The 25527-nt window shown below is 45.0% G+C and carries 23 protein-coding genes; 5 read left to right on the top strand and 18 right to left on the bottom strand.

All coding sequences use genetic code 11. The features are described 5' to 3' along the window. Positions 1-50: 50 nt before the first annotated feature. The 3 genes from F0220_RS13385 to F0220_RS13375 form a co-directional block, all read right to left on the bottom strand. Entirely contained in the window at positions 51-911 is an 861-nt protein-coding gene (locus tag F0220_RS13385; RefSeq protein WP_181155388.1) for an ergot alkaloid biosynthesis protein, read from the bottom strand. After that, complete coding sequence (locus F0220_RS13380; protein ID WP_105598518.1) at positions 901-1347, bottom strand: nuclear transport factor 2 family protein; 447 nt, start codon at positions 1345-1347, stop codon at positions 901-903. Before F0220_RS13380 ends, F0220_RS13385 begins: the two co-directional genes overlap by 11 nt. Before the next feature lie 131 nt (positions 1348-1478). Continuing rightward, positions 1479-2063 (bottom strand): TetR/AcrR family transcriptional regulator, encoded by a 585-nt coding sequence (locus tag F0220_RS13375; protein WP_105598517.1) that lies wholly within the window; start codon positions 2061-2063, stop codon positions 1479-1481. Positions 2064-2231: 168 nt separating this feature from the next. Between F0220_RS13375 and F0220_RS13370 the strand changes: the two genes are divergently transcribed. The 3 genes from F0220_RS13370 to F0220_RS13355 all read left to right on the top strand — a co-directional run bounded on the left by F0220_RS13370 (position 2232) and on the right by F0220_RS13355 (position 4748). Beyond that, positions 2232-2594: an iron-sulfur cluster biosynthesis family protein gene (locus F0220_RS13370; protein WP_017688778.1), complete on the top strand. Its 363-nt coding sequence runs from the start codon at positions 2232-2234 to the stop codon at positions 2592-2594. Between the two features lie 242 nt (positions 2595-2836). Further along, a complete protein-coding gene (locus tag F0220_RS13365; RefSeq protein WP_105598516.1) occupies positions 2837-3610 on the top strand; it encodes a M15 family metallopeptidase in 774 nt (257 codons plus the stop codon). A gap of 505 nt (positions 3611-4115) precedes the next feature. Further along, positions 4116-4748, top strand: a complete 633-nt coding sequence (locus F0220_RS13355) for a nitroreductase family protein (protein WP_105598515.1) — start codon at positions 4116-4118, stop codon at positions 4746-4748. A 48-nt stretch (positions 4749-4796) separates the two neighbouring features. On the opposite strand, the gene F0220_RS13350 is transcribed toward F0220_RS13355, so the two are convergent. Next, positions 4797-5957 carry a leucine-rich repeat domain-containing protein gene (locus F0220_RS13350; protein WP_105598514.1) on the bottom strand — a complete coding sequence of 387 codons (1161 nt, stop codon included), beginning with the start codon at positions 5955-5957 and terminating at the stop codon, positions 4797-4799. Between the two features lie 165 nt (positions 5958-6122). Here F0220_RS13350 and F0220_RS13345 point away from each other — a divergent pair, with 165 nt between their 5' ends. Beyond that, complete coding sequence (locus tag F0220_RS13345; RefSeq protein WP_105598513.1) at positions 6123-6581, top strand: AraC family transcriptional regulator; 459 nt, start codon at positions 6123-6125, stop codon at positions 6579-6581. Positions 6582-6749: 168 nt separating this feature from the next. Here F0220_RS13345 and F0220_RS13340 read toward each other — a convergent pair whose 3' ends face one another. The 3 genes from F0220_RS13340 to F0220_RS13330 form a co-directional block, all read right to left on the bottom strand. Further along, on the bottom strand, positions 6750-7994 hold the full coding sequence (locus F0220_RS13340; RefSeq protein ID WP_105598512.1) for an aminopeptidase: 1245 nt from the start codon (positions 7992-7994) through the stop codon (positions 6750-6752). Positions 7995-8109: 115 nt separating this feature from the next. Next, complete coding sequence (gene mbcS, locus F0220_RS13335) at positions 8110-9702, bottom strand: acyl-CoA synthetase MbcS (RefSeq protein WP_374954389.1); 1593 nt, start codon at positions 9700-9702, stop codon at positions 8110-8112. 266 nt (positions 9703-9968) lie between these two features. Beyond that, on the bottom strand, positions 9969-10973 hold the full coding sequence (locus F0220_RS13330) for an aldo/keto reductase (protein ID WP_105598511.1): 1005 nt from the start codon (positions 10971-10973) through the stop codon (positions 9969-9971). 201 nt (positions 10974-11174) lie between these two features. Between F0220_RS13330 and F0220_RS13325 the strand changes: the two genes are divergently transcribed. Further along, on the top strand, positions 11175-12020 hold the full coding sequence (locus tag F0220_RS13325) for an AraC family transcriptional regulator (RefSeq protein WP_105598510.1): 846 nt from the start codon (positions 11175-11177) through the stop codon (positions 12018-12020). 69 nt (positions 12021-12089) lie between these two features. Here the strand turns inward: F0220_RS13325 and F0220_RS13320 are convergent, their stop codons facing one another. From F0220_RS13320 to F0220_RS13270, 11 genes are all read right to left on the bottom strand, one after another. Continuing rightward, positions 12090-12488 carry an Asp23/Gls24 family envelope stress response protein gene (locus tag F0220_RS13320; RefSeq protein WP_074094839.1) on the bottom strand — a complete coding sequence of 133 codons (399 nt, stop codon included), beginning with the start codon at positions 12486-12488 and terminating at the stop codon, positions 12090-12092. Between the two features lie 28 nt (positions 12489-12516). Continuing rightward, positions 12517-13596, bottom strand: a complete 1080-nt coding sequence (locus F0220_RS13315) for an AI-2E family transporter (RefSeq protein WP_105598509.1) — start codon at positions 13594-13596, stop codon at positions 12517-12519. Positions 13597-13631: 35 nt separating this feature from the next. Beyond that, positions 13632-15089: a sensor histidine kinase gene (locus tag F0220_RS13310; RefSeq protein WP_105598508.1), complete on the bottom strand. Its 1458-nt coding sequence runs from the start codon at positions 15087-15089 to the stop codon at positions 13632-13634. Next, positions 15067-15774 carry a response regulator transcription factor gene (locus F0220_RS13305; protein WP_105598507.1) on the bottom strand — a complete coding sequence of 236 codons (708 nt, stop codon included), beginning with the start codon at positions 15772-15774 and terminating at the stop codon, positions 15067-15069. The genes F0220_RS13310 and F0220_RS13305 overlap by 23 nt, the downstream gene beginning before the upstream one ends. Positions 15775-16008: 234 nt before the next feature. Further along, positions 16009-17454, bottom strand: coding sequence for a 4-hydroxyphenylacetate 3-hydroxylase family protein (locus F0220_RS13300; protein ID WP_105598506.1), 1446 nt, complete (start codon positions 17452-17454; stop codon positions 16009-16011). A gap of 173 nt (positions 17455-17627) precedes the next feature. Further along, positions 17628-19586, bottom strand: coding sequence for an ABC transporter permease (locus F0220_RS13295; protein ID WP_091016786.1), 1959 nt, complete (start codon positions 19584-19586; stop codon positions 17628-17630). Continuing rightward, complete coding sequence (locus F0220_RS13290; protein ID WP_105598505.1) at positions 19561-20331, bottom strand: ABC transporter ATP-binding protein; 771 nt, start codon at positions 20329-20331, stop codon at positions 19561-19563. The genes F0220_RS13295 and F0220_RS13290 overlap by 26 nt, the downstream gene beginning before the upstream one ends. A 312-nt stretch (positions 20332-20643) precedes the next feature. After that, positions 20644-21627: a sensor histidine kinase gene (locus tag F0220_RS13285; RefSeq protein ID WP_146117029.1), complete on the bottom strand. Its 984-nt coding sequence runs from the start codon at positions 21625-21627 to the stop codon at positions 20644-20646. Continuing rightward, positions 21624-22328 (bottom strand): response regulator transcription factor, encoded by a 705-nt coding sequence (locus tag F0220_RS13280; protein ID WP_047842720.1) that lies wholly within the window; start codon positions 22326-22328, stop codon positions 21624-21626. The genes F0220_RS13285 and F0220_RS13280 overlap by 4 nt, the downstream gene beginning before the upstream one ends. A gap of 41 nt (positions 22329-22369) precedes the next feature. Continuing rightward, the gene (gene nagZ, locus F0220_RS13275; RefSeq protein ID WP_223199938.1) at positions 22370-23710 is read right to left on the bottom strand and encodes a beta-N-acetylhexosaminidase; all 1341 of its coding nucleotides are present in this window, start codon (positions 23708-23710) and stop codon (positions 22370-22372) included. 398 nt (positions 23711-24108) lie between these two features. Then, positions 24109-25212 carry an NADH:flavin oxidoreductase gene (locus F0220_RS13270; protein ID WP_105598503.1) on the bottom strand — a complete coding sequence of 368 codons (1104 nt, stop codon included), beginning with the start codon at positions 25210-25212 and terminating at the stop codon, positions 24109-24111. Positions 25213-25527: the final 315 nt, after the last annotated feature.

Here is a 25527-nt window from a genome sequence, read left to right as displayed (position 1 = left end):
AAGACGGGCACTAGGCACCGTCTTCTCATAATATGAAAATATTTCTTCCATTATTTCCATACTTCCATATGATTTTGAATAAATTTCTCGAATGAAATTGGGTTATTCCCCGTTATTTTTGTCACCGTATCCGTCGTTTGGTCTTCTCTCCCCTCCTCCCGGATAGGCACATCCAGTCCTGCCAGGGCAGCAGCGTATTCTTCTGGCATTCCTGCGCGAATCATGCTGTTTTTCAATTCATCATCGGACAAAGATTCATGCTGGATAGACTGACCCAGTACACGGCTCAAGACGTCTGCAACCTGTCCATAGGACAACGAATCCGGCCCTGTAATGATATGCTCCGTATTATGAGAAACTACATCTGTCAGAGCATGGAAGGCCACCACCGCGATATCATCTGCACTAACAAATCCAATTTTCCCTTCACCCGTAGCACTGTAAATTTTCCCGAGTTGTTTCGTCGTCTCCCGATGCGGCCCCTCCGTAAAGTTCTCCATAAAATAGGAAGGCTGTAATACGGCCCACTCAGGAGCATGCGCTTTTAAATACTGATGTACTTTGCCAAATATAGGACCATTCTCATCGATCGAAGCACTGCCAAGTAAAACGAATCGCTTAACTCCGTTCCACAATGCTTCCTTGATGAACGGAATCATGACGTCTTCTGGGGTCATGTCCATAACTGGCACGACAAGGTACACCTGATTCACATTTTTCAGCGCTAGCGCATATGTCTCGGAATCATACCAATCAAAATAGACATAGTTATTGGCAGAATCAGAAGGAGATGGTTTAGTTCTTCCTGCCAAACGCACCGGATAATGATGCTTTTGAAGTATGGCCGCAACACGGCTTCCCGTTTTTCCATTAGCCCCTATAATAAGTGTCAACGGTTTATCATTGATCATGCTTGTTACCTCCTAAGTCCGATTCGAGTACGACCATTGGATTCCAATAGTCTTTATAATGTGTAATTTTCCCATTAGAGTGGCTCACAACAGAGATGTAAGTTTGGTTGTATGGCTTGCCTGTAACTAATGAACGCCCTTTACAAGTAAATTCAGCCACAAACTGTTGTTTCGTGGAATCAGCCAAAATCACCGGTTCAGAAAACTGCTGGATTTCAATCATCCCCAGTAGATTATGAAGATGATTCGTAATTGCCGCTTTGCCTTCCAGTTTCTGAGGATATCCTGCTGGTGCATATGGGAATTCGAAGATAGCTTCAGATGTATATAGCTCCAACCACTGTTCCAGTTTTCCATCCAGTAGCAAATTAGTGAATCCATGCATGATCCGATGCGGTATACTATTGCCCGCTTCCATCTGCTGAGATTGTGTCATCCTTATTTCCTCCTTCAGTTTGTTTGGTGTTCTTTTTCCAGACCAATCGGTCTATAATAGTCAAAAAATAAACGCCCTAAGCGTTCATTTTCAAAAAACCATAAAGAATCTTACTCAAACCATGTAAAACGTTAATCCATAGCCCTTAGGGTCATCTGTACAAAATCTCGCAGCGCTTCTGCGCTTGCACCGCTCTTCGCCGTAAAGGTCAATGAGAGTCGGGAATAATTCAGAAAACGGGCAAGCCCGGGCAATTCTTCCTCTGCGTGCCTCAATTCGCCACTCCTCTGGCCCCGTAACAGCGCAGTATGAAAAACATCTTCCATTTGTTGATTAGTGGTTTGAATAAAAGCTGCGATTTCGTGATTTTGTGGTGCCTGTTCAACCGCGCTATTAATGATGAAACATTCATTACGACGTTCGTTGTCTGTCAACACGTTAACCGCTTCGTTGAACAACTCGGACACGCCTTGCCTCACACTTGTGCATTCGTTTAATAGTCTGATCCCCGCCTCTGTCTTCTGCTGAATATAGAATTTAAGAGCAGAGACAAATAAATCATGTTTAGTTCCGTAGGTATCATACAGGCTTTGCCGCGCAATACCAAGTTCACTTAGCAGTAAGCTCAAAGATGTACCTTCATAACCGTACGCTCCAAATACAGACGTTGCTTTTCTTAGAACGGTCTCCGTGTCAAACTCCTTGGCTCTTCCCAATTTCAGACCTCACCTCCCTATTCATTAAATAAAGAATACCCTTTCCAGACTGATCAGTCAAGAAAATAAATGCTTTGATTATTGACAAAGTGGTATAATGTGAATAGAAGCTGAATGAATTCTTTTACCATTTACCAACCATGACAACATATAAAGGAGTGTACCTATATGTATATTCAAATTACAGATTTGGCTGCAAAACGATTGACGGAAAGCCTGAATGACCAACCTGGATATTTCAAAGTGATCTATGACTTGGAAGGTTGCGGATGTAACGGAGTTATCGCTATTATCATTGTTGATGAACTTGCGGCTCTCGACGCGCAGATTGAAACCAATCTGGTTCCGTTCTATGTTGATCCGAAGCAGCAGCTGAACCTAGAACAACACATGAAGCTGGATACGGAAGAAAATTATCCTTCTTTCAAATTAAGCAGTGATTCTGGTGTGCTCAGCGCCAACGTTCGCGTTCGTGACACCCGTGCCGTAACTGTGGGTAGCTCCGGTGGATCCGACGCTTGCATGTTATAACATAGTCTCTAGCATAATTTCAGTAATCTAGCATTATCTCTCTTCTCTTCACAACAAAAGCCGTTGCATCTTATGCAACGGCTTTTTTAATGTTCTTTCCTTATTTGCCTCTATCAGAGTTGCAAAAAGAAGACTCTAACAAACTTTGTTTACAACTCGGAAACAATTGGAGAACCTATGGATATAATCCTCTAGTATACTCGGTATATAGATTCATATATTCCCGAGGAGGAACACACATCATGAAACCTTTTACTCGTAAATCCATCATATCTACAATTCTCGTAGGCTCTGTTGTAGCAGGTTCTGCTTTTACTACGCTCCCTATCACTTCAAGCCTTAATCCCGTCGCGTCTGCGGCAAGCTCTAGCTTCACTCAATTTCTGCATGATAATGCACCTGGTCGTACGATCAAAACGATTAAAAATGTGGCAACTGTGACCAATGTGTCCAGTACGGTTGTACTTGTCAATAAAAAGAGAAATCTGCCTTCAACTTATGCACCACAAGATTTGGTTATACCTAATATTCCTTTTAGCTTCTCAGGTTCCAGTCCGAAGAAACAAATGCGTAAAGTAGCTGCAACCGCTATTGAAAAATTATTTGCGGCTGCCAAAAAAGACGGCATTGATATCAAAGCGGTGTCTGGCTATCGCTCTTATGCGACCCAGAAATCGATCTTTGACCGTAATGCCAGCATCAAAGGTGAAGCTGTTGCCAATAAAACAAGTGCTCGGCCAGGACAAAGCGAACATCAGACTGGTCTAGCCATGGATATCTCCAGCGCTTCGGCTGGTTATGATCTTCAGCAAAGCTTTGGCAACACCAAAGAAGGCAAATGGCTAAAAGCCAATGCCCACAAGTACGGCTTCATCATCCGTTATGGCAAAGATCAGGAGAAATTGACTGGTTACTCCTATGAGCCATGGCATGTACGTTATGTCGGAGTATATATTGCTGGTGAGATTACCAACCAGAAACTTACGCTCGAGCAGTATTTGGAACGTGCCAAATAAGGCAGATTGGAACCCAAAGCGTAGACAGCTATCTGATTAGATTAAAAGAAGCGTGACTATTGATAACATAACTGAAGGAGAAGATGGGGCCGCAACTGGCCCTCTTCTGCTTCAATCTTTCATTTACACACTTCATCATGTCCCCACGATTCTTCTAAAGACAAGTGGCAGTCTCTTCAGACCTTCTGTTCCAGCCCAAGAGCCTACTCCAGCAAGTATTGCATTATGGCACAAGTAAAGTGCGACATTGTACACGATAGGGCCTAGAATAATCTCCACTACTACAAAACGTTTTAACGTTGAAGATTGGATCACATATACCCTAAATTCATGAGGGTCATGTCCTCCCATAAACCTTGCGATCAATGCTTTCATGAATCACCTCTAGTGTTTTATTTTAGCGTATGGCAGACAATCCTTGTCTTATTCTAAAATAATACTTACATAAAGTAACTAAGTGTGTTATAGTCAGTTTATAAATCATACATAAGCGAGGGAAACTACCATGAGTGAGTTCGAGAATCTAGTCAAAAACCGTAGATCGGCCGTTATTTTTGAAGAAGGAATTGAAATTTCAAATTCGGAACTGCAAGAGATGTTTGCCCTGAACAAATTTGCACCATCTGCCTTTAACCTGCAACACACGCACTATCTTGTGATTAAAGACGAGGAACAGAAAGAGAAAGTCTATGAAGCTTCCCAGCAATATAAGGTAAAAACAGCTTCTGCGGTCATCGTGGTATTGGGCGACGTCAACGCGCATCATCATATCCGCACTATTAACGAAGGCTTGCTGAACCTGGGCGCACTCACTCCGTTTCAATACGAGCAGGAATCCCAAAGTGTCACTGAATTTTACGAATCTCGCGGCAGATTCTTCCAACGTGAGGATGCGATTCGCAATGCCAGCCTGTCTGCCATGCAATTGATGCTGATCGCTCAGGATCGCGGTTGGGATACTTGTCCAATGATTGGCTTTGACTCGGAAGAACTGCAACGGAGTTTGGAAATCCCTAACCATTACGTACCGGTTATGCTGATTACCATCGGCAAAAAGTCGGAAGCCAAACAACGCCCACGCGGTTACCGTAAACCAATTAACGAATATGTTAGCTTCAACAAAATGCACGCTGAATAACATAAAAGTAGTTAAATGACACAGCAAAAAAGCCACGTTCTCGTGGCTTTAATACGTTTCATAGATCAATGTATCCAACATGTGAAATTCATCGTCAAACTCCGCATATATGTACAGTCGGCCAGCAGGTGTATCCCCCGCATCATAACCCAATCGGAAATATTGATCTCCCTGAAATTCTGCATCAGCCAAAATCAATGCACTGATATCTTCGTCCGGATGAGTCTCGGCAATGGTTTTAAGCGCCTGCTCACCAAGCATGTCCCATCGTTTCCACGTCGCTTCCATATATGGGGATAAGGCTTCCATCTCTGTCTTGGTTGAAACCTGTGCAGTGACTACCAGTTCTTTATCCTGAATATGTAAGCGCATCTGATAGTTGGACATCGATGCGTCATACTGAAACACACCCATCCCCTGAACTTCATGATTGGATTCAAAAATCAGATTGTCTGCATATTGCAGTCTCTCCAGCTTGGGATTAGCGCTATAATCCAACTCGGTTAATTTGTTCTCGGAACAGTACAACTCTTTTAGTTGTACGTTATGGCGAATATCCAGCTCCCTAATATGGTTGTTAAAACAACGGACACTCTCCAAAACCAAATTCGAACGAAGTTCCAACTGTTTGATCTGGTTGTGGTTACAACGAAGTTCAATCAAGTTTGGACAACCGGTTACATCAAGTTCCAACATGTAATTGTTGGCGCAATCAAGTCGCCGCAGTTGCTTATTGTGTTCAAGTTCAAGTGAAAAAAGAGCATTATAACTGCAACTAAGTTCCTCCAACTGCTGTAGGTGCTCCGAAGCCAGCTCCGACAACATATTCCAATGACACTCCACCGTTATAAGTTTGGAATTATGAGAAAGATCCAATTTTCGAAGTCGATTAAAACTGCAATCCAGCACTTGCAATTCCGAATTGGAACGGAGGTCCAGTGTAAGAAGCTGATTCTCTCTGCAACGTAACGTCATCAGCTTGTGGTTCTGAGCTAGATCCAGACCGGTCAATTGATTATAGGCACAATCCAGCTCTTGAAGACCCCTGAAATACTCGATTCCATTAAGATTGCTAATATTGTGATTGGAAAGTTGCAATATCTCAACCTCACAAACGTCGCTCTCCTGAATGAAATCCCGCTGATCACAAAAACGATCCAACACAACTTGCCTGAAACGTTCATCCGTGAAAGCATAAGTAATATCCATGTCTAACGCCTCCCCTCTCGTTTTGCTCTATTGGAACAGTCTTCCAACATATTATCACTATTCTATGAGTTTCATCACCGGGATTCAACAATTACCTAAGCAAATTCTTTTATACCATGTTAACATCCAACATGTAAGAGAAATCGTACAGAGAGGATGATTTTCATGGAAATGTATATCGAAAACCTCCCGTCATATCGTATCGCCTATGTTCGACAAGTCGGTCCTTACGGTCCAGCCAATGCTCTAGCGATGAATACGCTGAAACAATGGGCAGACAAAAAACAACTGCTTCATGAAACAGCAATTTTATTCGGTATTCCCCAGGATGACCCGGCGAGCACACCTCCTCAGAACTGCAGATATGATGCCTCTATTGTTGTTACTGAATCTGAACGTCTGGAAGATGAGTTGGTTGAGATTGGCGAGTTACTAGGCGGAGATTATCTCATCTGCAAGGTGAGACATACGGCAGAAGCTATTCAGCAGGCATGGAATGTGATCATCCCTCATTTACAAACAAGTGGTTATCGGATGGACAACAAGCCGGTTATAGAACGATATCGTTGGGAACTGCTCAATCAGCATTATTGCGAGATATGTGTGCCTGTAAGACCCGTGTAATTCGCGATACGAGCAAACAAAAAAAGTGACTTCAGGTTGAAGTCACTTTCTCGTTAAGCACTATTACAGCAAGGAATCAAAAAAAATTGGGGATAACAGCGATTGGAAGGTTATTCTGGCATCGTAGTGTCTGTGTAAATAACCTTTAGTTCAACTTATAAAACTAGATTAAAATGCCCAGTTGCCTTTACGGAATACCGGCTCGATTGTACCGTCTTGTAACTCACCATCGATATCCAGTTCAGCGGAACCAATCATGAAATCAACGTGTGTTAAACTCACATTGCACTCATGCTTCAGTAACTCTTCATTCGACATCGTTGTGCCATTTTTCATATTAAATGGATACGCACTTCCCACAGCCAAGTGGCAAGATGCATTTTCATCAATACCCGTATTGTAGAAAATTCGATTCAGGTTGGAGATCGGAGAGTCATGTGGTACAAGTGCCACTTCACCCAGATAACGTGCTCCTTCATCCGTGGCAAAGAGGTTCTTCAGATGCTCTTCACCAGATGCTGCCGTAAAGGCAACAACCTGTCCGTCCTTGAAGGTGATTCTCATCTGGTCAACCAGTTGCCCGTTCAGGTTCAGAGGCATGGTGCTGCTAACATAACCGTTCACCCCACTGCGCTTAGGCATGGTGAATACTTCTTCAGTCGGCATATTGGCAACCGTGTATACGCCTTGTTTATTTTCGCTGCCACCACCGCCCCAGATATGATTGTTAACCAATTCAATTTTCAGGTCTGTACCTGGCGCACGGTAATGCAGGCTCTTATAGTTCTTTTTATTCAGGAGATCACTCATGGTATTCAGGGTATCCAGATGTTCTCTCCAATTTTGTACGGCGTCTCCGCCATCCACACGGTTCATTTTGAAGATGGTTTCCCACATCACGTTGATTCGGTCTTCTTCCGGGATGTCGGCAAACACTTTGTTCGCCCAAGCCTTGGTCGGTGCTTTGATCAAACACCAGCTAATTTCATGATTGCGTGTGTATTTGGCATATCCGCGACGTGCGTGTGCAGCTGCCTTGGTAGCACGGGAAACGCTGTCGGAGTCAATTCCGTTATACAGTTCAGGATCTGGAACTTTGATCGTCAAGGTAGCGCCGCCTGCTTCCGCAAACTTTTCCATCATATCCGCTTTCCAGGCTGGATAGTAGTCAAAGCTGTCATTGGAACCATGTTCAAAACGACTGCGGGTAATGTTGTCGTCATCGAAGTCCACTTGTACATAGTTTGCACCAGCCGCATAGGCTTTTTGCACAATCAGACGTGTGAATTCAAGCGTTTCGATCGGTGCAGTGACGAGCAGATCCTGTCCTTTTTGAATATTCACGCCAACTTTAACAACCAGTTCTGCGTATTGTTCCAATGACTTTTCAAAGGTTTGTTCAAATTGACTCATGGTTGTGTTCACTCCTGTTTCATATATTGTACGACCGCTTTCACTTCTGCAGAATCGATTCCTTCTCTTTCACTACGCAGGTTCAATTCCCAAAAGTTCATCTATACAAAATGATCTAACTATTACGTTTTTCTTGTTCGCGCAGTTCGATCCGGCGGATTTTACCAGAGTTGGTCTTTGGCAGATCCGTAACAAATTCGATCTTGCGTGGATATTTATAAGGTGCTGTAATTTCTTTGACATGGTGCTGCAATTCACGCATCAGTTCTGGTGAAGCCAGTGAATCGTCTCTCAACACGACAAAAGCTTTGACAATATTGCCACGGATCTCATCCGGACTCGCAACCACCGCGCACTCCTTCACACTGGCGTGTTTCATGAGTGCTTCTTCCACTTCAAATGGTCCAATCGTGTAACCCGAACTGATAATGATGTCGTCACTGCGCCCTTCAAACCAGAAGTAACCTTCTTCGTCTTTACGTGCACGGTCTCCTGTCACAAAATAATCGCCACGCTGACTCGCTTCCTTCCGTCCCTCATCCTGATAATAGGACCGGAACAAAGCTGGCATCTCTTTGTGTACCGCGATATCTCCTACTTCACCGGCAGGAACAGGCTGTCCGTCTTCGTCAATGATTTCAATCAATCCAGGTGTGATCGACTGACCCATGGAGCCAATGCGTACAGGCGCATCTTTGAGACTGCCGATTAACAACGTACTCTCGGTCTGTCCATATCCGTCTCGAATAGTGAGGTCGAAGTGACGCTGGAAGATTTCAATGACTTCCTGATTGAGCGGTTCACCCGCTGAAACAGCACTGCGCAGATGAGACAGATCATAATGTCCAAGATCATCGGCTTTGGCCATCAACCGATATTCGGTTGGTGTACAGCATAGAACATTAATTTGATGTTCCTGCATCAGTTCCAGATAACGCTTGGGTTGGAATGATCCATTGTAGACCAAGCCAGTCGCGCCTCTTCCGAGTACCGACAGGAACGGACTCCAGATCCATTTTTGCCAGCCAGGTGCAGCCGTTGCCCATACCGTATCCGAAGGTTGAATATCCAGCCATAATGAAGAAGCGATCCGCAGGTGGGCATATCCCCAACCGTGGCTATGTACAACGCCTTTGGGATTACCTGTTGTGCCCGAAGTATAGGCAAGAATAGCTGTATCATCACGGTGAGTTTCCACCGCAGCCATCTCTTCGGGTTGATTTTGCATTAACTCATGCACATTGACCCAACCTTCAGCAGGTACGCTAGCTTCACCATTAGGTGATGCCACGATACGATGTGCCAGTGACGGCAGATCCGCGTCCATCTTTTCCACTTCCGAGGTTGTCTCGGACCATACGATAAGAGCCCGCGCCTCAGAGTGACGCAGACGATATTCCAGATCTTTAGCCCGTAACATCTCGGAGGAAGGAATAACGGCAATCCCCAGTTTCAGACAAGCAATATAAATGACATAGGCAATAATACGGCGTGGTACCATGACCAACACCCGATCACCCTTCTCTAGTCCAAGTTCACGCAAACCTCCAGCAAGACGATTCGCCTGCTTGAACAAATCACCATACGTGATCTCTTCCAATTCACGTTGATCGCTGAGCCATCTAAGTGCAATCCGGTCTGATGGATGATTCTCCATCTCGGATGTCAGGTTATAGCTTTCAGGCGAAATCCACTGTTCAAAGTTCAAATGGAGCCTCTCCTTCGTAGTTCAATTGTAAAGCTTCTATATATTATACCCTAAATCCTAGGACCAGGTGCTATGAACTAGGTTCATTCTGAAAAAAATAAACATAGGTCAATTAATGAACTATTATAATGGATCTTATCCTATAAAGAAAATGACATATACAAAATGGCGCCTTCCTGATTGATCAGGTAGGCGCCATTTCATTCTAAATTTATATTACATTAGTTTTACCTAACTATAATTTCCACACAGCTATACAGTGTATATTACCACGGATAATTACCCATACCTTCCAAAATGCTTTCGATCTCATTCAACTCTTCCGTTGTCAGATCCGGTGCCTGGAGGGCAGCCACGTTTTCTTCAATCTGGGACACACGGCTTGCACCAATTAGTGCGGAGGTGACACGGTTACCTCGCAAGATCCAGTTCAGAGCCAGTTGGGAGATCGTCTGCCCTCTTCGCTCGGCAACTGCCTGAAGCGCATCGAACTTGGCAATCCGTTCGTCTGTGTATGCTTCTTTTTTCAAATTGCCTGTTGGATTGGCGCGTTCTTCCTTGATCTTGTCGACATATTTATTGGTCAACTGACCGCGGCCGAGTGGACAGAACGCAATGGAACCTACGCCCTGCTCATCCAGTACGTCCTGCAAACCGTCTTCAATCCAGCGATTCAGCATCGAGTAGTTTGGTTGATGAACCAGACATGGCGTACCCAGACGACGAAGAATGGTTACCGCTTCTTGTGTCTGTTCTGCATTATAATTGGATAAGCCCACATACAGAGCTTTACCTTGCCGCACGATATGATCCAGCGCCGTCATCGTTTCTTCCAACGGCGTGTCCGGATCTGGACGGTGATGATAGAAAATGTCCACATAGTCCAGTCCCATCCGGCCAAGGCTTTGATCCAGGCTTGCAATGAGGTTTTTGCGGGAACCCCATTCGCCGTAAGGTCCACTCCACATATGGTAACCTGCCTTCGATGAGATAAGCAATTCATCCCGGTAAGGACGCAGATGTTTTTTGTAAATCACACCAAAGTTCTCTTCCGCTGATCCTGGAGGGGGACCATAGTTATTCGCCAGATCGAAGTGGTTAATTCCGAGGTCAAAGGCACGTAAAATCATTTCTTCCTGAATATCCAATGTGCGGTTGCCACCAAAGTTCTGCCATAAACCCAGCGCAATTTGCGGCAATCTGATTCCGGATTTGCCGGAACGTACATATTTCATCTCATCATATCGTTGTTCACTCGCAGTATAGGGCATCGTTATTCTCACTTTCCTGTAGGGTTTGCCTTGCTGCTTCTAATCTTAGACATTTCTCGGGCAAAACGATATGGCATTCCACTTTGAACATATGGAAAAATGATTGTTTTCTATACAAAGTAATCTTCAATTATCCACCATTTACACTAACTAATATGTTAAAATGCAAGATGAGACGAAATCACACAGGAGTGAATACCCTTGATTACGTATATGTTCAAAAACAATCATTTTCAGGAGCTTCAGCTCCTTCATTATGGAACCGAAGCCTGCACACCAGGCCACCACTTTGGCCCTGCCATGCGAGACTATTACAAAATTCATTATATTTTGAATGGCAAAGGCACCTTCGAAGTGGGTGGCAAAACGTACACCCTGCACAAAGGTCAAGGTTTTCTGATCGTTCCGCATTCTGTTGTTCATTACGAAGCAGATCAGGATGATCCCTGGGAATACAGCTGGGTTGCTTTTCAAGGCAGCAATAGCCAAACCTTTTTACAGCAAGCTTGTCTGTCGGAGCATCACCCGATCTTTGAGCTGGGCAATGGGGATGACGAGATGCGATCCTGTCTGCATCGAATGATTAATTCGCGCCATACCCACAAAGGCTGGGAGATCAGCATGACCGGTTTGCTGTATCAATTCTTCTCCATTTTGATTGATCAGGCCAATTCAGAGCATCTTCAACCCATGCAGGATTATTCGAAGGAAACATACGTAACGCAGGTAATGGACTTTATTGAAATGAACTACGCCAATGCCATTACCGTGCAGTCCATCGCAGCCCATGTCGGTTTGCAGCGCAGTTACCTGTGCTCTCTCTTCAAGGACCAGATGGGAAGCAGCATCCAATCGTATCTGGTCCATTACCGAATGCGCAGGGCAGCCGAATTGACGCTTGATCCCGGTCTGACCATTGGTGATATTGCCCGTTCTGTGGGCTATACGGATCAATTGCTTTTCTCCAAAATGTTCAAAAAAGTGATGGGCGAAGCGCCCACCTATTATCGCAAACATAAAACAGCACCCTCCCAGTTGAGTTGTTAATTGGGAAGGTGCTGTTTGTGCCAATCGCTTATCCTTACAATTGTTATTCCTTACGTTCTTTTCATTGGTTTATACCGTCTCCGGCATGGATATGCCAACAACTTGCACTTTAATTTCATTGACCATAACACCCGCCAATTGCTCCACGGCCTGTTGAACATTATGTTGAAGTTCACGGCATACCTCATGCATCTTGTTGCCATATTGAATGTTGATGCGCAGCTGGATGGTTGCCTGATCGTCTTTAACGTGTACGTCAATCCCTTTTTGCAGACTCTTGCCGCTGATGCTCTTGGCAATGCCTTCAGTCAGTCCAACGGACATGGAGGATACGCCAGCCGTTGATTGAGCGGCCATTCCCACGATCTTGGATAACACATCGTTCGAGATGTGAATGGTACCCATTTGAACAGATTGAGGTGCGATATATTCAGGTTCATTGTATTGTTTTTCGATAATTTCAGACATGTGCTCCACTCCTTCGAATAATTAAATTCTATGCATTCTGCCATTTGTCCTTAAAGAACATGTTATAGATTCGAACCAAAAGAATCTTAACGATCATATAAACCGGGATAATAATCAGGATGGCAATAATTCCACCCAGGTCGCCTGCACCCAACACCAGAATGATGGTCGTGAGCGGGTGAATATCCAGCTTTTTGCCGAATACGTACGGTGCTACCAGGTTGTCCTGAATCTGCTGAGCGACAAGAATAATAATCAGAGACCAGATGGCAACCGATGGTGATACCACGAGACCCATGATCACAATAGGTACGGACGACACAATCGCTCCGATAAACGGAACAAAGTTCATGATGACCGCGATTACCGTGAGCAGTAATGCGTACGGCAGTCCAATGATCAAGAAACCGATATACATCAGTACACCCAATGCCAGATTGACCAAAACTCTTCCTACAATAAAACCACTCAACGCCTGATCAATCTCAATTACGACTTCACGGCTGTCATTTTGGAAACGTTTTGGAGCGATATGTGCCAATTTACGACCAAATTTCTCGCCTTGTAACAGCATATAGAACAAAAGAATCGGTAGTGTAAACAAGATGATCGCAAAACTGGAAACGAGTGAGAAAAATCCACTTACGTAGTTGGTCACAAAGTTAAATCCTTTGTTGATATACTCCGTGATCTGAGAGAAAGGTGTTGAGCCCTCCGGGAACAAGGCCTGAATGGCACCATTTTGCTCCAGCTCTCTCAGCTGGTCACTTAATGAATTAATTAAACTTGGTGCGTTATCGACCAGATTGAACAGTTGCTCACGTAACGATGGCCATAAACCAATGATGAAGAACACTCCCAGAATAGCAATAACCAGATAGATTAGCAAAATACTTAGCGTGCGATTTATTTTCTTTTTCTCCATATAATTCACAAGCGGCCTGAGCAGATAATAAAAGAACACCGACAACATCATCGGCACGGTAATGACCGTGATCATGGTGACGAGCGGCTGAAAGATGAAGCTCACACGTGATAATAAATAGATATTAACCAATATCAGCGCCAGTGCAATACTGAAGCGGACAAACGTATTTACTTTGAACAAAATATTTCCCTCCACATGGACATTTCTTCTCTTATTTAATTTGGAATCTCAATGGTAAACACGGTGGTCTCTCGCCCACGCCGGGAAAGGATCAGCCGTCCGCCCATTTTCTCCGTATTACGTCGTGCGATGGACAAACCAAGTCCGGTGCCTCCGGTCGCTGTCCGCGCCTCATCCCCTCGTACAAACGGGTCAAAGATCGTTGACCACAGTTCTTGAGGTATGCCCACTCCGGTATCTGCCACTTCAATCACCACATGGGTATGAAGCGGAATGAGTTCAACGCGCAGTTCGGTCCCGATTGGATTATAAGATAGAGCATTGGTAATCAGATTCTGGATGACTCTGGATAACAGCTCCGGATCATACCTCGCGTAGATCACCTCATCAGGAACAAGTACATGAAGGACAAACTGTTTCTGTTCAATCTCCCCATAGGTATCTGCCATAATCTCGCGCACGAATTCTCCAATTTCTCTTCTCTGAATATGCATGCGAAAATCGGGCGAATCCACCTTGAGCAGCTCCAGCATATTCTGTATCATGCGTGCAACTTGAACGGATTTGTTATAGATGTATCCCAGATATCTTTGCTGCCTGTCCTTGTCCTCTCCACGTCCTTCCACCAATGCCTGCGCATATCCCTGTATGGATGTTATCGGTGTCTTCAGATCATGTGATAAATCTACAATCAGTCGCTGTTTGCTCTCTTCGGCGTAACGTTTCTCCGCAGAGGTGTTCTCAATGACGTCCGCCATGTAGTTGAAGGTCTCACCAATCTGGACAAACTCCCTCTCGGCAGAGATCGACATCCGTGTACTATAATTCCCTTGTATCATCTGCGTAAGACCCGAGGAGAGGATGCTGAGTGGTTTTTTGATTCTCCGTGCGACCCAATAGCTATAGACAAAGATCAATAATAAAACCAAACCGATGCCAATCATAATGTAAAAGGATAGTGGATGCTTCAGATTGGTAATCAACTGATTATCATTAATTCGCACGCTGACCAGATCACGCGGGATTTTGAGCAATACATACGCTGCCGCTCCTTCTGTCGAGAGAGGAGTGATCGAATAATAGTATTCCTGGTCACTCCGATTTTCCAGTCCATCATACAGATCCGCTTCACTGTATTGCGTGAACGCATCTTGCTTGTCTCCCACATGACGAATGACATTGCGATTGGCATCCAGAATTTCAATCCAGCCACCGCTGTCCTTGAGACGTTGAATCTCTGTGTCTTTGCCTTTCGACACCGAACCTCCACCGGAATAAAATTCGTTCTCCAGCTCTGCTACATACACGTGGGCTTCAACATTCAGATCTGGATCAACCACCTGATCCGAAATGCGAAAATCCACGACATCCAGTGAAACCATAAGGTACACGATCAATACCAGTAACAGCAAAAAGAAGTTGAACAGCAAGAAGTCCAGTGTCAGAGATGTCTGCAACAGTCGCTTTTCTCTAGCTTTCCATGGGCGCTTCAATTTTGTATCCCAGTCCCCTTATCGTTTTGAGATATTCCGGTTGTCTGGAGTCACGCTCGATCTTCTCCCGAATGTTGCTGATATGTACCATAATTGTGCTGTCCTCGTGCGCATAATAATCGCCCCAGACCGCTTCGTATATTTTTTTACGGGTGAACACTCGGCCAGGTTGATGAAGCAACAATTCCATAATTTTATACTCTGTAGAGGTCAATGTTACAGGATTTCCTGAACGAAAAAGGATACATTGGGATCGATCCAGCGTCAGATCACCCAATACCAGATTTTGTTCTTTCGCACTGGGGATCTCCGCTGCATCAAATTGATTAACTCTTCTGAGCAACGCCTCTACTCTGGCAACAATCTCAAGCGGGTTGAACGGCTTCGCTATATAATCGTCTGCCCCAAGTCCAAGTCCAAGGATTTTATCGTGATCCTGACTTTTGGCGGATAGGAACAGTACAGGCATGTGATATGTGGCCCTGATCTGTTTGATCAACTGCAATCCATCCATTACAGGCATCATGATGTCCAGTATGACCAGATCGATCTGTGTTGAACGTATGCATTGTAATGCCTCGGCTCCATTCACCGCAGTCTTAATGGTATAGTCCTTCTCCAGATATAGTTGAAGCAGTTCAACAATCTCTGGTTCGTCATCTGCAATTAATACGGTGTATCTCATGTTTTTCCTCTCATTTCCTATACTCTATGCCTATCTCTACATTATTACTATATACTACGTCTCTTAATTCAACCTAAATCATTTCTAAAGATAATCTAAATAAATAGAAATAGAGCCCTGGCTTAGGCCAAGGCATTAAATAAAATAGGGCTGTTTTCAGCCTTCATTCAAGCTTTTCGTTCTTCATTCAGGCTTTTCAATCTTCATTCGGACCATTTGTATTAGATCATCAGATTAGTCCTTAAGCAAACGAAGCCACGGCTCAACTTTCCCAAATAAACGTTCCTTGTCATACTGCACATATTGGTTCGCCCGATTGCGCACGGGATCACCCGCGTAGAAACGTTCATATAGATCATGCCTTGCTCCGAGTGGACTTCCGGTCAGCTCCCATGCGAGTTGAAAGAGTCGAATCTTCTCCGTGGCTTGCATCGTTACTCCACCAAGATATTTGCCAACCATGGAACCCATCATTTCATTCATCTCAAACGTACCTGAAGGAATCTGAATCAGACCACCCGCAGCAATGGTCTTCAAAATCTCCACCGCGCGGGGATAATAGTGATTGCCCAGATTACGTGCGGTTTCAATATATTTGAATTCCGGCAGCCAGTTGCCAAATGCGTCCGGCTTGGACTGTACTTCAGCAGCAATAATCAGTCCCTCGATAGTCTGCATCTGACTGATCAGCTCTCCGAGTTGTTCCTGTACATTCAGGAAGGAGTCCACCCCGATCTCCTTGGCAATGGCTGAGGTCACAGCTGTAATGAATTCCAGTTTCGAGTGTAATCGAATGACACTCTGATGGTAGGCCAGACTGGCCGATGCTGTATTGCAGCGAATCTGCCATACGGCTTCAGGGTTATTGTGCAGTAATACACGTTCCCAGGGCACAAATACATCGTCAAAAAATAATACAGCATCCATCTCATCATACTGCGCACTGAGTGGATGTGATTTATCTGTATCTTTTGTGGCAAAAGATTCACGACACATCATGTGCAAGCCCGGACTGTCCGCGGCTACAATGACCATATGGGCCAGCTCTGGCAGGTGGCCTGGAATTCGTTGAACGGGATAAGCAATGATATCATCGGCATAAGGCGCTGCTGTTGCCACCATTTTGGCCCCGCGGATCACCACACCCTCCGTATTGCTTTGGACAATTCGCAGCATGGCATCCTCATCTTCTCCAACAGGCAAGGAACGATTAATCTGTGGGTCCCGCTGGACAATTGTCAGGAATGCATCTTTTCGTTTGGCTTGTTCGTAATAAGTCGATATTTTGTCTGCAAATGCCGGGTCATGTGATGTCATCTCATGTCGTGTTGCATACCAACCGGTCAGCCGGGATCGAGCATAATCAGACAATCGGCTCATCACCCCATACGTCCGATCGGCCCACAGCCGAAAAGCATCCGCCCTGCTCTTCACGTCAGGAAGTGAACGGGGTACTAGAAAAGAGCGATGCACGTAACTTCCCGTCTGTTCGTCCCAATAGGCCACGGTTTCCCTTGTCTCCGGGTCATCCACCAGATTGAACAAACCTTCTATGGTTTGAAGTGTTCCCTGAAAGGCCTGATGCCCAGTTACCTGGATACGCTCTCCGTCCAGCCATACATTCCGCTCATCATTCAAACGTTGAATGTAAGCTTGTCCACGAGACATCGTGATACTCATGATATGTCCTCCCTCTCAGGCACCGGCCTGACATTTCTGTAACTCCATCCTTCTAACTGCTTGAGAAACTATGTAATGATACATTCTGTATCTAATGAAATAGTACTGTGCCTTAGCTAGAAAAGTCAACAGACACCGAGCGATGAGTCCGGTGTCTGTTGGGCCATGCTATGTTAGACTAATTTGGAATACATGTGACGCAGGTACCGCCAGCGCACAAGTGCAAAATACAGGATCTGCATGGAAGCAAAGACCAGGAAGATGCGTAGACTGTATCCGAAGACCGAGAAATCAACCAGCTGCTGCAACGCTACAAAAGCGACCGAGCTGTGGATGACCGCCACCAGAATCGGCAGGAAGAACATAAGCAATAGCTGCCTTGTTACGATCTTACGGAGTTCGGGACGACTCAGTCCCATTTTGCCAATCATGCGATACTGCGCTTCATCCCGTTCTAGATCTGCGTAAAGTCTGAAATACGTGAAACTTGCTGCAAAGGTGAAGAAAACAATGCCAATCAGACCGCTCAAGATCAGAATGATCCCGTTTGTTTGTTTGGAATTAAGCCAGTCCACCACAAGCGCGCTGACCTCGTAATAACCTTTGTCCGAATGATCATCTTGAATGGATTTGATCAATTCAGGAGCAAAGCTGCGTGTACTCATCCAATCTTTTACGACAAATTGCGTCGTTCGCATGGAATAGAAATCTTCAGGCATCCCCACTTCCTCGTTATACGCCGGTCTCAACTTCTCAAACAATTCGTTGGTTACAACGTAGAGATTAATTTCATTTTGATAAGGAATCACAATATCGGTACCAGGTGTCACTAGCCGAATCTGTTCCGACCGATTATCAATCTCCAGCTTGACCTCCGCCCCTGAGAATCTTTGTTCAGCCTGTTCACGGTACTTCTTACGAACCGCCAAATTACTTGGTGTCATAAATGACTCATCAACCTGTTTCAACGTACGTTCTTCGTACCCAAGTGCCTTCGCCAGACGGTTATAATCACTCAGTTTGATGATCCTTCCATTATTATTTTCAGATATATGAACATAACTGCCCTTTACGTAGGGAACTTGATGATCAATCAACGTTTCTTCAATCTGCCGAATATGTCGCTCGGAGTTGGGAGTATCCCAGTTATTCATATAACTGAATGCGTACGGATTCGACATGGACGACAACCCCGGGTCAGCAATAGCAAGCATGGTGCCAATTCCCGTAAATGAAGAAGCTGAAATGATACTTACCATGAAAAACATGATGGCGTTATCTTTCATTCGATAGGTAAGTTCAGATAGGAAGAGCAGATTGGTTTTACGGAAAAACAACCTTGGATTTCTTTTCAGTGTCCGAATGATGTATACACTGAGCTGTGTGAACAGAAAGTACGTACCTGCAATAACAACCACGACACTTGCGAGTAATAACGGAAAGGAGAAGCTTATCCATACAAAAGTGAATACTCCTGCATAACCCCCACCAATTAACAATACGGATAACAAGGCGAGCAGACGTGAGGCTTTGGGTTCCGGTTTCGGTTTTTCCTCTGATTTCACAAGGTCAATTAGCGAACCTTTCCGTATGAGCAAGGATGACGACATCGCAATGATAACAAACAGCAGCAGAAATGCACCAGCCGTCAGGGCAATGCCTTTTAGCGGAAAATAGAATCGAAGGCTGTTCTCAACAGCCAGCATGGAGCCACAGATCAGCAGGATCAATTTGCCGAAAATAATTCCGAGTCCAATCCCGGTAATGATGGAAGCTAATCCGATACACATGTTCTCCATAAACAGAAGTCTGTTCATCTGTTTACGTGTCATGCCAATGATCAGGAAGATACCAAATTCCTTTTTGCGCGTCTTCAGAAATGAACCAACGGAGTAGAGCAGGAACAGGAATGAAAAGATGAATATAATGATCTCTGCAATCACAAACCCCTGATTCGCAAGCAACGTAACCGTCCCACTTGATCCCTTTAACCCCGCTTTCAAATCGGGATGGAACAGGAGCAATGCGTAAGTAAAAAAGATCATAACGGAAAATGTACTGCTCAGAAAATGAGCCAGATAAATTCGTTTGTTGCGAACAACGTTATTAATGGCGAACTGGCGAAAATTCATGTCCTGAACCTCCCATTAGGGATAATACATTAATAATCTTCTGGTAAAAGGCTGCGCGATTATCGCCATAGTGAATTTCATTATACAGTTTGCCATCCTTGATAAAGACAACCCGACTGCAATAACTTGCAGCTACTGCATCATGAGTGACCAATAGCATCGTAGCCCGATCCTCCTGATTGCGAGTTTCGAGAATCTCCATGACATCTCTTGCCGCCTTCGAATCCAGGTTGCCTGTTGGCTCATCGGCCAGAATCAGCTTCGGGGAATGGATAAGCGCTCTGGCAATGGCCGTACGCTGTGCCTGTCCTCCTGATATCTCATATGTCCGTTTGTTCAGAATACCCTCGATCCCCAGCTTGCTTGCCAGCTGTTCCACACGTGTGTTCATCTCTGCTAGCGAAACACCGTCAAGAGTCAGTGGCAGAACAATGTTTTCCTTGACTGTCAGGGTATTTAACAGATTGAACGATTGAAAAACGAACCCAAGCTCTTTGCGGCGGAACAGAGCGAGTTCATCCTGATTCAATTCAAACGGATTCTTCCCTGCAATCCGCAGTTCGCCTGATGTTGGATGATCAATGGTTGAGATCATGTTCAGCAGCGTTGTTTTGCCACTACCCGATGGTCCCATGATGCCAACAAACTCACCTTCCTGAATACTGAGGTCAATACCTGATAACGCTTCATAAGATACGATGCCTTTGTAGATTTTACTGATCTGTTTCACAGAACAAATCTCCATGGTTACAACTCCTTAGTGATGTATGAATTCAAAATCAAGTTACTTTTCATGCTGTGTGCATGCGTATTGTGCGTGGCCTTTCCTGTACTCTTATGACTACAGTCTATCGAAGTTTCAGCCATTCTCCTATGGTTTAACCTTTCATCAACATGACAATGTTGTAAGGTTGCATCATGAACATCAAAAAGACGCCTTCGCCCCGATCAGGCAATAGACGTCTATACTTACACTTACACTGTAATTCATACTCACACTCATACTTCTTTAATAAAATAAACACCTCATGTCCCAATCTTACCTCAATCTGTCACTTCAGGAGCTGAATGTGATTCGGGCGGTCGTTCCTTCGCCGTACACAGATTCAAGATCAATCCGATGATTCATCCGCGTTAACACTTCTTTGGCAATATACAGCCCCATGCCTGTGGACTCTTTGAAATGCCGCCCGTTCTCCCCGGTGAAGAAAGGTTGGAATACCCGGTTTAGATCAGACTTCGGAATTCCGATGCCCTGATCCTGCACTTCCAGCATGATAGAGCGTTCCTCTTCATATGCACGCACATAGATCTTTTGCCCGCTGCCCGCGGAGTACTTTATTGCGTTCGACAGTAACTGTACCAAGACAAAACGAAGCCACTTGGCATCGGATTGCACAACCAGCGAAGGTTCTATATGCATCTCTGGATAGACGTGATTGCGAATAAAGAATCGCTTGAGCTCATGGATCGCTTCTTCCCCAGCGGTCTTCAGCATCACAGGTTCCACACTGAAATCCTGTTCGAAGGTATCCAACCGCGCCACATACAGCACAGTCTCCAATCCCCGTCTCATCTGGTCCGCTTCCTCCCGAATGCTTATGAACCGAGGATCATCATCTTCCTGACCTTCCAGGGTCAACTCAATGACGGATAACGGTGTCTTCATCTGATGGACCCACTGGTTCATGAATGTCAGATATTCTTGCTGCCGTTGTTCCAGCCGATGGAGATGAGCATGGTACTGTCCGTATTGTGAATCCAGCAGCTTTTCCAGCGCCAGTGATAAAGGACTTGTTTCGTTCAATGGTACAAATTCCTTCAGCGAATCCATCGATCGTGACATCCGGGTATAAAAGGAGCGATGTGAAAAATAACGATACACCAAATATCCGATGTATAAAAATAATCCCAACGTTACGGCATAAGCAGCCGTGATCCAATCGTTGTAACCGTCATACCAGAATACTGCAACAACGGTGAACAAGATGGCAACAACCCAGCACGTTAAAGCGAGATGTTCTCGTATAAACAATCTCATGATGGTGAAGAGGCCTTCCAGGTATTGTTCAATCGGTAACCAGAACCTCTGACCGTTTCCAGTGCGTCCGTAATACCAAGTTCGGCTAAGCGTTTACGCACCCGAGTAACGTTAACGCTGAGTGTATTGTCATCCACAAAAGAGTCATCCCACAGCTTCTCCAGGATTGTCTCTCTGCTCACAAGCTTTGGACTGCGGCGCAGTAACGTTTCCAGCAGGATCGTTTCCTTCTTCGTCAGCTGCACTTTGCGATCACCAAGCTGAATCTCCAGTCTTTCCAAGTACACGACCAAGCCGTCCAGTTCCACCTTGCGTTCTTCATCACGTGCAGCATAGTCCCCATATACCCGGCGCAGCTGACTGCGAATTTTCGCTATAACAATCTCATGCTCAAATGGCTTCGTGATATAATCATCCGCCCCGTTCTCCAGTGCCATGACCTGATCCATCTTCCCACTCCGCGCGGAGATAAACAAAATGGGGCATGTGGACAGCGTACGAATCTGGCGGCACCAATAGAAACCATCGTAACTGGGCAAGTTGATATCCAGAAGTACCACATGTGGCTGTACCTGCTCAAACTGTTGCACAATCATCTCAAAATCCTCGACCAGAACGGCCCGGTCCCCATAGCGTTCAATATGTGATTTCAATAATCCCGCAATCTTGGGATCGTCCTCTATTATCATAATGGTATACATTATTGGATCTCACCTCTGGCAAAATCATAACACAGGATTTATTATCTAGCATCGATTTGCTTACGCCAATCCACAATATCTGCATTCAATTGCTTCAGGTCTCCAGAAGCTTTCTGATCATCGGATAACTTGTATTGTTGCTTCAGCGCCAGGATACGATATACACTTTCATCAATTCGAGACTCAGAGATCTCACCTGACTTCACCGCACTTATTAGCGTATCAAAAATCGTCTTGGCACTCTCATAACTGTGAGCTACCAACAGAATGTCACTTCCTGCTTTAACCGTTGCCAGGGCTGCCTGGTCCAACTTGAAGTTCTTCGCGATTGCACCCATGCTCAGGTCATCTGTGATGACCACACCATCATACTTGAACTTCCCACGCAAATGTTCACCAATAATGACATCCGATAAGGAGGCTGGATGATCCGGATCCAGCTTCGGGAACAAAATGTGTGCAACCATGACCGCCTCTACCTGCTCCTTCACTGCGGCCTGGAATGGAATCCATTCAAGCTCGGCCAATTGTTTTTCCGTTTTATTCACGACAGGCAGATCGAGATGGGAGTCCACGGACGTATCACCATGACCCGGAAAATGTTTCACTACCGGAATAATGCCTTCTTTACGTAGTCCCTTCATCTCTGCAATCCCCATACGTGACACCAGTTCTGCCGAGCTGCCGAATGAACGATCTCCAATCACCGGGTTCTTCGGGTTACTGTTCACATCCAGCACAGGAGCAAAGTCCACATTAAAACCCGCAAGCTGAACTTGTCTGGCCAGCAATTCGCCCATTTTTTCAGCAAGCGCGCTGTCTTTCGTCTCCCCTACTTTTCTACTGGAAGGAATGGATTCCACCGTCTCCGGCATACGACTCACTTTGCCGCCCTCCTGATCCACACTCATGAAGATTGGTACTGGGTTGGACTGATTCGCTTCCTTGATGGATTGTACAAACTTGGCTGTTCCCTCTAGTGTTGATACATTGTTGGCATAGAAAATAATGCCCCCTACCTTTTGATTCGTAATCATCTGTTTGGCTTGATCATCCAACGTCGTCCCTTGAACACCGGCTAGTATCATCTGTCCAATCTTCTCTTCTAACGTTAATGAACTGAGCTGCTCCTGCACCGGATCGACTTCCTCTTGCGGTTCCTCTTGCACTTCTTCCTGCGGTGGAGCGGTATTCTGCTCCGGCGATGAGGAAGATTGCCCTGAGTTGGAGCCAGCATTGGAGCCGGTATTCGAGTCCGTTGCGGAGGAAGGTTTCTGTGCTTGGCCACATGCCGATAAAAGCAGAATGATCCCCAGCAGAAGACACATCATATGCAGTGGTTTTCTCCATTTATTGTTCGAGTTGTACCTATAGTTGTGCAAGGATATTCATCCTCCTTATGTAATGTCATCTTGGCAACCCTTAGGTTCAGGCCTAACCTTATCACAAGGTGAATGATTTTCAAAATAAGCGCTTCTGAGGATTGAATCGTTGTGCTGACATATATGCAGCGAAAAAAATGGTTGCTATAGAACCTGAAATATGGAACTAAATGGTGTTGTGACCAAGCGCGTGCGGGACGTGTGGGGATAATCAATAGGAGCAACGGTGCAGGAAATGATTTTCTATTGTGAATTTTTCATATATTGAAATTATTAGTATAGGTAGATCAAAAAGCCGCCAAAAGGCGGCCTATTTGTTCGTTTTTGTTTTACTTTTCGTTGTAAATCGTTGCCGTTCAGTGTTGGTTCACCTTTCACCAAATGTTCTTAGTCTTCTATTAATGGAGTGTTTGCAACACTTCCGTTGTAAATGGAATGATTTCGGATATGCGACCTTCACGAACTTTGGCAGGCCATTCGGGATCACTAAGCAGAACACGACCCAAGGCGATCAAGTCAAACTCATTATTCTCCAGCTTCTCATTCAATAGATCCAAATGGGCGTCCCCTGTTCCCTGGTTCTCGGTTGCTCTGTCCACAAATTCAGCTTCAAGCCCTACCGATCCAACTGAAATAGCTGGTTTGCCAGTGATTTTCTGTGTCCAACCCGCGAGATTCAGCTCAGATCCTTCGAATTCAGGTAACCAGAACCGCCGTGTAGAGCAATGGAATATATCCACGCCAGCAGCACTGAGTGGTGCCAGGAATTGCTCCAATTGTTCTGGCGTTTCCACCAGACGTGCTTCATAATTCCCCATCTTCCATTGGGAGAACCGGAGCACAATTGGGAAGTCAGGGCCAACCTCAGCACGACAAGCTTCAATCACTTCAACCGCAAATTGGGTTCGACGTACCAAATCACCACCATAATTGTCGGTCCGTCGATTCGTCTGCTCCCAGAAGAATTGGTCAATCAGGTATCCATGGGCTCCGTGCAGTTCAATGCCGTCAAACCCGATTCGCTGTGCATCCGCTGCCGCTTGGGCAAATGCCTGTACAAGACCTTGAATCTCCTCTTCCGTTAATGGTTCATGTGATGGTTCACCTGCCATGCTAACCCCCGACGGACTTACTGGCTCAGCTTCTGTGTTAGGCAAGTCACCGGAACGACGTGCTGTACCCACATGCCACAATTGTGGCATGATTTTGCCACCCGCTTCATGTACTGCTTTCACTACATTAACCCATCCTTGCAACGAATCTTCACCATGGAATAATGGAATACTGGCTCCACTAACTGAAGATGGATGATTAATGCCTGTACCTTCCGTTATGATGAGCCCCACTCCACCTGCTGCTCTGCGACGATAGTATTCAGCAACTTCTGGTCCAGGTACACCCTCTGGTGAGAAACCGCGAGTCATGGGTGCCATAACGATTCGATTAGACAATGTTAGCTTGTCCGAGGTGAAAGGTTTGAATAATGCTGAAGGTACGTTCATAGTACATTGCTCCTTTGCAATTGGAAGTGTGGAACTCCGCATCTACATGAAATGCGACATGCTTTTGTATATTGTAACACGTGTAATCCAGTTGACTGATTTAGGATTATTTCTCTATCCATTTTATAGTTTCTTAATTTTATTTTCAAATTTTCGAAGTTAGTCGTTCAAACTAATCTTTTAGATAAAAAAAGAAAGCTACCTTAACGGCAGCCTCTGTTTGATCACACCATCGAAGCAGTCTGACATTCACTCTACTACATCTTAACGAATTTTCCCGGTCACCAATAATGTGGATGCGGCATAGTATATAAT

The sequence above is a fragment of the Paenibacillus sp. 37 genome (assembly GCF_008386395.1).
Lineage (GTDB): Bacteria > Bacillota > Bacilli > Paenibacillales > Paenibacillaceae > Paenibacillus > Paenibacillus amylolyticus_B.
This window is presented reverse-complemented; position numbering and strand designations above follow the sequence as displayed.